Raw genomic sequence first — 355 nt, forward strand, 5'->3', positions numbered from 1 at the left:
GAAAGACGAGAATAATCAACTCAAGGTGGACGACGCTGCCAAGATCATCGGCTGCTGGAAAGCCCTGTCCAAGCAGGGCCTGATGGATCAGGGTGACGATGGGGAAGCCATGCGCCGGGCCGTGGCCTTCTGTCAGGTGATTGAAATCCAGAAAGGGGCCAAGACCCACAAGGTCAGTTCAAAGCAGATCGCCGCAATGTTCAAGGCCGTGGTGGATGCCTATCAAGAGAGCGAAGAAACTTTTGAACAGGTGATTTCTCCACTGGCCTGCGAAGCGGAGCATGTGGACGGGAGCATGAATGCCAGCGAGAAGGATGAAAAACTCTCCTGGCTCAAGGCAGAGTCCCCGGACAAC

1 protein-coding gene is annotated in these 355 nt (G+C 55.2%); it reads left to right on the plus strand.

What is annotated here, in order from left to right; genetic code table 11:
* Positions 1-355: hypothetical protein (locus tag IV91_RS16455; RefSeq protein WP_035419004.1), on the plus strand; the 355-nt coding region annotated here is incomplete at both ends.

Origin of the sequence: Ferrovum myxofaciens (assembly GCF_000735045.1) — a bacterium.
GTDB classification, from domain to species: domain Bacteria; phylum Pseudomonadota; class Gammaproteobacteria; order Burkholderiales; family Ferrovaceae; genus Ferrovum; species Ferrovum myxofaciens.